This window comes from Chengkuizengella marina (genome assembly GCF_009910845.1).
Lineage (GTDB): Bacteria > Bacillota > Bacilli > Paenibacillales > KCTC-33759 > Chengkuizengella > Chengkuizengella marina.
This window is the reverse complement of sequence record NZ_SIJB01000052.1, coordinates 1-5,455: the sequence shown is the minus strand read 5'-3', so window position 1 is coordinate 5,455 and position 5,455 is coordinate 1. Positions and strand designations below refer to the sequence as shown.

The following is a 5,455-nucleotide window of genomic DNA, read 5'->3' as shown; positions in this document are numbered from 1 at the left end:
CTAGTACCTTCGGAAACAATTTGATTACCACTTTCTATCCCTGATAATGATGGAACATGAAAAGCATTAATATTATTTAGGTCATCCACATCAATTTGACCATAAAACGATTCTCCAACTGCAACTAGAGTTCCATCAGATCTCAACCCTACAGCATGATCAGTACCTGTAGATATTTGAACAATATTTGTCCAAGATTCAAATTTTTTAATATCATTTGAATTTCCATTTAAGAATTCCCCTGCTGCAACTACAGTTCCATTAGACTTTAATCCCATAATTATGTGGTTATTGGCAGATATTTGAATGATATCTGTCCAAGAATCTATTATATTAAGAATATCATCACTAAAGAGTCCATCTTCTGTTACCACTGTCCCATCGGACTTCAAACCAACCCCTGAAGATATTTGTACTATATTTACCCAACTTCCAACTTTCTGTCCACTATCTCCTGTTGCTACCACTGTTCCATCAGACTTTAAACCATAAATAGAATTTACTCTTATATCTACCTGCACAATATCTAGCCACTGTTCTATTTGAGATAGAATATCAATATCACTATCTATTAATCCATTTACAACAACAGTTCCATCGGATTTTAATCCTGCAATATTACTAGTAGCTATATCTACCTGCACAATATCTGTCCATGACTGAAAGTAAGTTTTCCGTCCTGTAGTGATCACTGTCCCATTGGATTTTAAACCAATCGTATTTCTTATCGAAGCTTCAACTTGTATAATATCCTTCCAATCGCTCACATCAATTTGACCCCAATTTGAGGCACCTATACCGTATACAGTTCCATCGGATTTCAATGCCAGAGTATGAGAACCATCTCCCGCGATATGAGATAGTTTATTGTCCAAATGACTTAAATTTAACCCACTATCTACTTCCTCTGCAGATTCAATTTGAAGAGGAAGTATTAATGATATAACGATTATAAAGGATAAAATAATGCGTAAAGATAATTTAATTTTTTTCATATCTAGTTCTCCTTTAAAATTCATTTTATTGATTGTTATTTAGGGAAATTCATAAGTTTTTTAATGAATATCAATTGTCCCTCCTTCAATCAACTTATTACCAACTTTTTCTTTCAATCTTATAAATCATATTAAAAAATTGAATATTTTCCAATGGAAATATGTTACTTTTAATGGTTGTTAAATCGATCAAAATAACCTTTCATAGTAGAGAAAGGTTTAATAAAGGGAAATACAATCAAAATTAAAGAGTATAAATTGCACTATAAACGGTGAACAGAGATAATAATAGAATTTAGATAAAAATATGAGTTATGATACTTAAAATACATAAAAAATTATGTGTTTATGAAACAATCTGAATCATCCCATAAACGATCGTTTAAAGGACATAACAAAAAACTTAAGAGGATAAACCTTCCCTCTTAAGTTTTAAATTAAAACTGTCTTTAGTATTCTATTTAAATTTTTCTATAGCAACTTTCAAATTACTTATTTGATTAAATTCATGGTTATAATTAAGTTTATTAAACTTTGAAAGTTTCATAAAAAAGTCCTCTGCTCCTTCTAACATATCTTTCATAAACTCATATTTTGGTAAAGCATATCTAGTGTGCTTCTCAATTTCAAACATTATTAAGGTATCAGATATTGTTTTAATTTCAATAAGAAGAGGCATATCTGGAAAATATGATTTTCCATACCCTGTACTTACAACATCTTGAAAAATATTAAGAAAATAAGCCCATACTTGATCTACTAAATCCCATAATACAAAATCCATTAATGTTTCATCATAATATTTCAAATTAATCGTACCATCAAGATAGTTAGAGTCAAAATCTTCAACATTGTATTTGTCAATATTCGTTATCTCATCAAAATAATGAAAGGGGTTATTTTTAACTAAATCTAAGTTAGTTATTTTTTTTCCAGGAATGAGAATGTATGATTTCACTTCAAACATAATTTCCACCTATTCTTTATATTTAGGATAAAACTGCCCTACTCTACCATTTTTAAATCCAACTACATATTCTATACCATCAACTACACCAGTAATTTGATATTGTCCAGTAGTACCTTTATCAATGAGTACGTTTCTATTTTGTTTCATAACAGATTGAATAGCTTCAGTTATATAATCTACTGATAGACTTTCATCAAAAAATGATTGTTGTGGTTTAACAGTACCATTCCAATAATTTGGATGATGTCTTTCAAGAATATGTTTCATACCACTTTTATCAATAGCAAAAGAGTTATTTCCAAATATCATTTTTTTACTCTGAAAATTTGATAATGCATTTACTACTTTACTTGATTCAGCCTTTTTTATTATTTTTGATCCTGTCGCAACCCATCCTGCAACTGGTATTAATGCAGCGTATGATATTGAAGCATTTACAGCATCGCCTTCAATTGTATAAAGAATTCCATTAATTAGGTCAGCACCATCAAACACTATACCAGCTACATCGAGATAAGTATGATAATTTTGAACAGGAGTCGCGTAGACCCATATAAATGGATCCAAGAAATCATAATTATATACTGAAATGTTACTGTTATTATTGGTTATTTCATCCCCATATTTTTGTAATATTGCATTGGTAAGATGCCCACTACCCATGTTATTCCAAGCTTGCTCAAATTCATCTTCATTAATTATATCAATCATATGAACAGGAGTGTCATATAAATTTTCAAGTCTAATTCTTTCTGATTCTGCTTGTTCTGAAAAATCTCTAGAATCATATAACACGTAACTATCATGTCCAGATGGATCAATTCTATTGATAGGATTATTTAGTGTATACACGTATAAGTTTAATGTTAATGAGTTATTAATTCTACCTTCATAACTATCCTCAGTAATAAACCTTCCCATCGATGGATCATAATATCTTGCACGTAAGTAGATCAATCCAGATTCTTCATCATAGATTTCACCAGTATATTGGAATGGGTTATCAAAGGTTTTTGTTTCATGGCTTGTTTCAGATAGCACATTACCCCAAATATCATAGTTATATTCTTTTAAAACATCTTTACTACCATCAGCAGCTACGACTTTAACCACATCTCCATGACCGTTATAAAAGTCTCTTCCTTAAAATGGAATAACTACCTTTATCGTACCATTTTTTCCATTTCTATAATCTTCTATATTTATATGCATTCCTTTTTCTTCATCGTAATCAAGGCGCTATCTAACTTTTCCATCTACGGATTCTCTTTCCAAAACTTTACCTATAGCATGAGCGTATAATTTTAAAGTTATCGGTATGTTTTTTCAACACTTTCGCCTACTAATTCCACACCTCTTCGATGGCCATTTGCAAGTTTAACAATCATCCTGTCGCCTACTTTCCCAAAAGGGATAATACTATAAAGAAGAGCCACAAGTAAGGGATGTTCTTACCCGCAGCTCATTTCATAAAATAAAAAATCTTCTCTAAATTAATTTAGTGTAACAAAATTTTTAATATTTAGAAGAAATACAAGAAATATTATCATTATAAAGTTCTAAAGATACAGGTAATCAAGTAAGGCATATCTAGGCACTGAATATATCATTCATGTAAACAATCTACTTTAGTCTTCTTGAAGTTCCTGTTACAACATCTATCTCAAACTTCTCTTCTGGAATACCAAGCTCTTTTGTCGTATATAAAATATAACGATTTGGCACATCAGATAATTCCATTATTACCCAATCAATATCAATAGTCCTGAGTCCTCTTATCTTATCTACATGGATGTCCACTGGGATATTCGCTTCTTCACCTGTAGACATATTTCTTACATACAATCGTGCGCTACTATTTTTTTGAAACACATTAATCAAATCTATTCGATACTCATATTTCTCATCGGAAGTAATTTTTAGCTGGTCACTCCTAATTACTTCTGTTAACCATCCTTTTGTATTAACACCCTGAAATAATGAAACAGAAGAAATTACAAGGATTATCATGCAAATAATAAATCCTGCATAAGTTACAAGACTAGATGGAATCCAGCCTTTTATCAACAGTACAATGGATACTACTGTAATAATGAAATTAGGAATCCATACAATAATCAATGTTACTGTACCTACTAAATCTAAGGATCGCTGAAAATTTGCAGTTGATCCTAAAAGAAACCATACTAGTGATGCGGTACTAAAAATAGTTAGAAGCACCCATGGAATCTTTAACAAAATATTCACTGAAATCTCTCCTCTCATCATTTAAAGATAAAACAAACCTTACTCTAGGATTGACTCAATGTATTCCTCCCAAACTTCTATATTACTATGCATGATAGAATGGCTATCTATTGGATTCAGATTACCATACCACCACCCTAGACGAACTCTTACATTGTAAGCCCCCTCAAATTGCCGCTCAGCACCTCTAAACCACATATTCCCTCCATTAATTTGAATTAAATCATATTCATTATATACCTGAATGTGTTGTCCTACAGATGTTACCAATTGATATTCCCTTACTGGTGTAGCAATCGTAATTAAGGTTTCGACTTCCATATCCACTTCAGCTAGAACATTGGCAATCATGATGGCGACATTTCCTCCATGACTATGACCCACTAATCTTATGGGTTCATCTGGGTTTTCTATATGCCAGTCATATATATCTTGTGCTAATTCCTCTGCTCCTTCAACTCGAGCACCTTTATTATTTTTACCACTCCAATCTAACGCTTCAACTGGCTCATCGAAAAGCTCTCCAACATATGTCCTGAATTCATCTGTCCATGTATCACTGTTTGAAAATGTGCCATGAATTAACCATGTTTTGTGACCACTAGGGTCAGCATAAATTAATGGATTATTTAATACATACGTATACAAATTCAAACTAAGCGGATTATTTATCTCTCCTTCATACGTATCCTCAGTAATAAACCTTCCCATCGATGGATCATAGTATCTTGCACGTAAATAGATCAATCCAGATTCTTCATCATAGATTTCACCTGTGTATTGGAATGGGTTATCAAAGGTTTTTGTTTCATGACTTGTTTCAGATAGCACATTACCCCAGATGTCGTAGTCATATTCTTTTAAAACATCCTTACTACCATCATCAGCGATGACTTTAACTACATCTCCATGACCGTTATAGAAGTAATATCCTCCTAGACTAGATGTCATGTCCTCTCTATATAATAACTGATTTCCCCAAATATTTCTTGCAGTTGGGTTTCCATCCCTGTCTAATTCTTCAATGACATTTCCTTGGAAGTACATATATCTTGTAAAATCTCCATCTTGACTTTCTTTGGTTGCACGGAGTCCTCCTACATAGTATTGATACGTAGTTACCTCATCATTTTCTTTAAATGTACTTAACTGATTCAGTGCATTATACGTAAATTCTCTTGGACTTAATGGAAGTTTCATCGTTCCTTCCATTGTTTTACGGTTTCCTTTTTCATCATACGTA

The 5,455-nt window shown here is 32.0% G+C and carries 5 protein-coding genes; all 5 read right to left on the bottom strand.

Going from position 1 to position 5,455, the window contains the following annotated elements; translation table 11 throughout:
• On the bottom strand, positions 1 to 995 hold a 995-nt coding region (locus tag ERL59_RS19085; protein ID WP_160647843.1), incomplete at its 3' end, for an RCC1 domain-containing protein.
• A 457-nt stretch (positions 996 to 1,452) separates the two neighbouring features.
• Positions 1,453 to 1,962 carry a hypothetical protein gene (locus ERL59_RS19080; RefSeq protein WP_160647842.1) on the bottom strand — a complete coding sequence of 170 codons (510 nt, stop codon included), beginning with the start codon at positions 1,960 to 1,962 and terminating at the stop codon, positions 1,453 to 1,455.
• A gap of 9 nt (positions 1,963 to 1,971) precedes the next feature.
• Complete coding sequence (locus ERL59_RS21480; protein ID WP_160647841.1) at positions 1,972 to 3,078, bottom strand: RHS repeat-associated core domain-containing protein; 1,107 nt, start codon at positions 3,076 to 3,078, stop codon at positions 1,972 to 1,974.
• Between the two features lie 510 nt (positions 3,079 to 3,588).
• Positions 3,589 to 4,212: a hypothetical protein gene (locus tag ERL59_RS19070; RefSeq protein WP_160647840.1), complete on the bottom strand. Its 624-nt coding sequence runs from the start codon at positions 4,210 to 4,212 to the stop codon at positions 3,589 to 3,591.
• Between the two features lie 39 nt (positions 4,213 to 4,251).
• On the bottom strand, positions 4,252 to 5,455 hold a 1,204-nt coding region (locus ERL59_RS19065), incomplete at its 5' end, for an alpha/beta fold hydrolase (RefSeq protein WP_235929964.1).

Bases quoted from the DNA above. Each gene is read 5' to 3' on its own strand.
- ERL59_RS19080 (WP_160647842.1), bottom strand. From the start codon at position 1,962: ATGTTTGAAGTGAAATCATACATTCTCATTCCTGGAAAAAAAATAACT.